The following is a 5,127-nucleotide window of genomic DNA, read 5'->3' as shown; positions in this document are numbered from 1 at the left end:
GAAATACCCGGTCTGGGCAGAGGAAACCTCGTCATAGCGGCCGAAGCGGAAGCCTGGCCATTGGTCCAGCGTGCTGGCGGCGGTGAGGCGGATGTCTCCGTCCACCTTGAGCCCCGCGCCGGGTGCGCCGAACAGGTAATCTGCTTGCAGCGCGATCTGCGCGGCGCCGCCGGGCTGGAGGCTGCCGGCATTGGCGACCTCCAGCGCGAAATCTATACGCTCGGGCAGGAAATCCTCAACCAGGATCTGGCGGCTGGCGAGCGCGGGCGCCTTGAGGTCGCTCTTGATCTCGATCCGCCAGGTGCCGCGCGGCGCGGCGGGGCCGGTGGCCAGGGCAAAGACATGCCCGCCCTTGCGGTCCGCCGCAGAGGTCTGGCGGCTGTATTCCACCCCATCGGGACGCAGCAGGATCGCGGTGAGCGGCAGGCCCTCGACGGCTTGCGCCCTGGCGTCGCGGGCCAGTGCGGTCACATGCACGGTTTCACCTGCCCGGAAGGCGCCGCGGTTGGTGGCGAGGAACACATCCACCGGCCCCGGCGCCGGGCGGCCGGCAACGCCGCGGTCGGAGAGGTCGAAGGCGGCGTCATTCAGCGGCAGGAAGGTGAAATCCCCCTGCCCCGCCTGCGCGGTGATCAGCGCCGGCGCCGCGCTGCCGGAGCCGCGGGTCAGGCCCGAGGCGAAATGCACATAGCCGCTGGCGTCGCTGGTTTCCGTCGCCAGCACCTCGTTGGCGCTGGAAATCAGGCTGACCTTGGCATCCGCCTGCGGTTTGGCCTCTGCCAGCCCCTGCACCTGCACATGCAGACCGTCGCTGCCGGACATGGTGCTGAGGCCGAGACCGGTCAGCACAAACCATTGCGTGGCACCGGCGTCATCATAGGGATCGGCGCCCGGCACCCGCGCGGTGAGGGCGTAGAGACCCGGTTTCTGTCCTGTCAGCGCCTCGTCCAGCGGCAGGCGGCTGGTCATTGCCTGATTGAGCACGGTGTCCACCCCGGCGCTGCCCTGCCAGATTTCCTCGGCAATATCTGCGGCGAAATGCTTATCCTCCCATTGCGACAGCGGCCGGGCGAAATAGCCCTCCTGCAGGGTGCGCAGGACGTTGCGGCTGCTGACCCGGCGCAGGTGCAGGTCCAGTTCCGTGAGGTTCACCGTCTCCACCGGCAACGCGGCCGCGCCGCCGGCCGGCAGCACATAGGCGCGGCCCGGGAAACGGACCTTGGGCGCGCGGTCGCGGACATAATGTGTCAGCTCCACATCTTTATAGAGCTGCTCGCCGCTGGCCGAAGGCAGACCGCGGCGCAGGGTCAGCTGGTAGCGCTTGCCATGCTCCGCCCCGTCAAAGCACAGCTGGCGGCCGGATGCGGTGACCGCCAGGCTGCTGCTGCCCAAACGCACATAGTTTTCGTAATCGGTTCCGGCCTGTTCCAGATCTTCGGAGAATTCGGCGCAGATGCGGGGCGCGGCACTGTCGCTTTCAACCGTGGAACCGGTGACGCGGAAGCCGTATTTGCGGATCGCATATTGAATCAGATCGGCATTTTCCTTGAGCGGAATGATCTCGTCGGCCAGGCGCAGCAGCGGCAGCATCCCGCGGCCGCGGCCAAGCGCCTCCGCCGCTTTTGCAGCCTGACGAAGGGCCTGTGCCTGATCCGCCGGGGCCGCCGCCCGCAAGTAGCCATTGAGCGCCGCTGAATGAGCCTCCTGCCGGAAGCGGCGCTGCTGGGAGCGGTTGCCCGAGTCCTGGGCGGCCCGCAGCAAATAAGCCGAGAAGCGGGTCCAGTCCGCGGCGGAATCCGTCAGCACAACTGCCTGCCCCATCCAGCGCAGCGCCGCGAGCGGCTGCCCGGCGCGGAACAGCGAACGGGCCGCCGCGACCGCCTCGGCGGCATTGTCTGCGGTCAGCGGGTAGGCCAGGCCCAGCGACTCGGCAAACGCGGCGGCGCGCGGCAGATCCAGGCCCGGGATTGCCTCCAGCCGGCCTGCCCGCGCGGCGGCCTCTGCCGGAAGCGCGCCGGGGGCCGGCTGTTTCAGCGCCGAAAAGGCGCCCGCATAAGGGCTGGGCCGGTTCAGGGCGGATTTCGGGAAACAGGCATTTGCCTTTTGGTTGAACACAAAGCCGGCGCAATCCGCCTGGGCAGAACAGGCCCGCGCGCAGGCCTCCACGTCGGTCTCAAACAGCGGCTGCAAGTCCGAGCCGAAAAAGTCGGTGTCGGCAAACGCCTTGTAGCGGAAATCAGGAACCGCCGGACCGGCCCAGGAAGCGGGCAGGAACGCAATAAAAGCAATAACATACAGCAAAACAGAAGCAAACAGACGCGGCATGGCACCCTCCAATATCGGGCGCAGGCTGGCACGGGTTTAACGTCATAGCAAGATTCACCCGCGTAACACGTAGGGGCAGCCCTGCTGTATCCTGCGTGCGGAATTGCTGCGCGCTGTTTGTGTTAATGTATTTCCGGAGTTCGCAGGGATGACCCTTGCCAGCAAATTAGCGGAAGAAAGACGGGCCCGGCTGGCCGCCGAGCGGCTGCTTGAGCTGAAGAAGGCTGAGCTGTCTGCTGCCAACCGCAAGCTGGGCCGGCATGCGCTGGCGCTGACCAAACAGATCGGGCAGACCCAGGCCGAAGTGGCCACCGTGCGCGACGAGAACGCCAAGGTGAAATCAGATCTCTCCACCGCGCATGAAAAGGTGGAGACTGCGGAGCGGCGGCTGTGGCATTCGATCCAGGCCTTTCAGGACGGGTTTGCCTTTTTTGATGCCGCCGGCAGCCTGATCGGGGCGAACACCGCCTACTTCAATATCTTTGACGGGCTGGAAGAGGTCGCGCCCGGCATCTCCTATCTGCGGATCCTGGAGCTTCTGACCGACGAGGGGCTGATCAATACCGGCGAGCTGAGCACCGGTGCCTGGCGCGAAATGATGAGTGAGCGCTGGCTCTCCCCCGCGCCCGATCCGGTGGTGATCCAGCTGTGGGATGAGCGGTATTTGCGGCTGATCGATCAGCGCGGCCATGGCGGCGACATGGTGTCGCTGGCGCTCGATATCACCTCGACCGTGCACTATGAGAAGGAGCTCTGCGCCTCCCGCGCCCGCGCTGAAGCGGCCAACCGCGCCAAATCCGCCTTCCTTGCCAATATGAGCCACGAAATCCGCACCCCGATGAACGGGGTGGTGGGCATGGCGGAACTGCTGTCCGACACCGATCTGGATGAAGAACAGCGGCTTTACACCAGCACCATCAAGACCTCGGGCGAGGCGCTGCTGGTCATCATCAATGACGTGCTCGACTATTCCAAGATCGAGGCCGACAAGCTGGAGCTGCACCCCGAGCCCTTTGATCTGGAGCGCTGCCTGCATGAGGTGGTAATGCTGCTGCAGCCCGCCGCGCGGGACAAGGGGCTGGCACTGCTGGTGGATTACGACCTGTTCCTGCCCACCCGTTTTACCGGCGACCCGGGCCGCATCCGGCAGGTGCTGACAAATCTGGCAGGCAACGCGGTGAAATTCACCAGGGAGGGGAATGTGACCCTGCGGGTGACCGGCATCACATCGCCCGACGACAGGGAATGCGCGGTCCATGTCAACATCGAGGACACTGGCATCGGCATCCCGGAGGAGAAGGCCGGCCACATCTTCGGCGAGTTCAACCAGGTCGAGGATGAACGCAACCGCCAGTTCGAAGGCACCGGGCTGGGGCTGGCGATTTCGAAGCGGCTGATCGAGCTGATGGGCGGCGAAATCTGGGTCGACAGCGAGGAAGGCAAGGGCTCCTGCTTCGGCTTCCGCCTGCCGCTGCCCATTGACGGCCCAGCAGGACGGGATGTGCCGAAGCTGCCCGGCTCGCTGCGCCATGTGCTGCTGGCGGATGATTCGCCGCTCAACTGCGAGATCCTGCAGAAACACCTGCTGATGCTGGGCCTTCAGGTCACCACTGCGGAAACCGCGGCTGGCGCGCTGGCCGCGATGCACGGCGGCATTGATCTGGTCATCTGCGGCCATAATCCGCCCGGACTGGATGGCGTGCAGCTGACGAGGACCCTGAAATCCGAATCCTGGCACGGGGTGCCGGTGCTGATGCTGAATTCCGGTCCGCAGGGCGCCAATGACCCGGAAATCCGCCAGTTGGCGGACGGGGTGCTGCAAACCCCTGCCCCGCGCGACGAACTTTTCAACCAGCTGGCCAGGCTGGGGGCGGTTGCAGCCGGCGCCGGCTGCGCGGCACCGCTGCAGGACGCGCCGGCGGCAGACAGGGCGGCAGCACCGCAGGCAGATGCTGCGGCACCGCAGAGCGAACCGCCCGCCGGCCCGCGGCCCGAACTCCGCCGGATGCGGGTGCTGGCGGCAGAGGACAACAAGACCAATCAGCTGGTGTTCAGCAAAATGGTGAAAGAGCTGAACCTGGACCTGAAATTTGCCGGCAACGGGCTGGAGGCGGTCGAAGCCTTCCAGGCGTTCCGCCCGGATATGGTTTTCATGGACATTTCGATGCCGGTAATGGACGGCAAGGAAGCCACAGCCAGAATCCGCAGCATCGAGGCGGGCACCGGCGGCCATGTTCCGGTTGTGGCCCTGACCGCCCATGCGATGGCAGGCGATTCAGACGGAATTCTCGCGGCCGGGCTGGACCATTACCTGACCAAGCCGCTGCGCAAGGCGCTGATCCACGAAAAGATCCGCGCCTATGCGCCGAAGGGGACACAGCCCCTGGATCCGGACGGCCCGCCTGCCCCCGCTGCCGCCTGAGCATCTGAGGGGCTGAGCGTCTGAGCCGGCAGGTCTCTCCTGCCGCCATCACGCCAAGCCGGTCACTCTTCAAGCCGGTCACTCTTAAAGACGGAGCTGTTCCCGAGGCGCGCCTTGGCCTGCGCATTTGAGCCTTTGCAACTGGATCTTTGCACCTGGATCTTTGCACCTGGACCTTTGCACCTGGGCCATTGCACCAGTGCCTGGCCGGGGCCCGGTTTCCAGGCGCCGCCGGGATCCGGCGTTTCCGGATCTTGTCCCATCCGGCTGCATCGGACACCCTGTCCTACACCGGATCCGTTTCTATCGGCGCAGCGCTCCCGCGCCCGCAGGCGCACCGGCTGCGCCGGAACCGCCCTTGTGCGGCCTTGGGCGTGGGC

2 protein-coding genes are annotated in these 5,127 nt (G+C 65.9%); one reads left to right on the top strand and one right to left on the bottom strand.

Annotation, left to right across the window (positions count from 1 at the left end):
- On the bottom strand, positions 1-2,325 hold a 2,325-nt coding region (locus VOI29_RS22375), incomplete at its 3' end, for an MG2 domain-containing protein (protein ID WP_323783818.1).
- A gap of 148 nt (positions 2,326-2,473) precedes the next feature.
- On the opposite strand from VOI29_RS22375, the gene VOI29_RS22370 reads away from it, so the two are divergent.
- Positions 2,474-4,747 carry a response regulator gene (locus VOI29_RS22370; RefSeq protein WP_323783816.1) on the top strand — a complete coding sequence of 758 codons (2,274 nt, stop codon included), beginning with the start codon at positions 2,474-2,476 and terminating at the stop codon, positions 4,745-4,747.
- The last annotated feature ends 380 nt before the right edge of the window (positions 4,748-5,127 follow it).

Origin of the sequence: Leisingera sp. (genome assembly GCF_034669605.1) — a bacterium.
Lineage (GTDB): Bacteria > Pseudomonadota > Alphaproteobacteria > Rhodobacterales > Rhodobacteraceae > Leisingera.
Note: the sequence above shows the minus strand (reverse complement) of the source record. Positions and strands in the feature narration are given on the sequence as shown.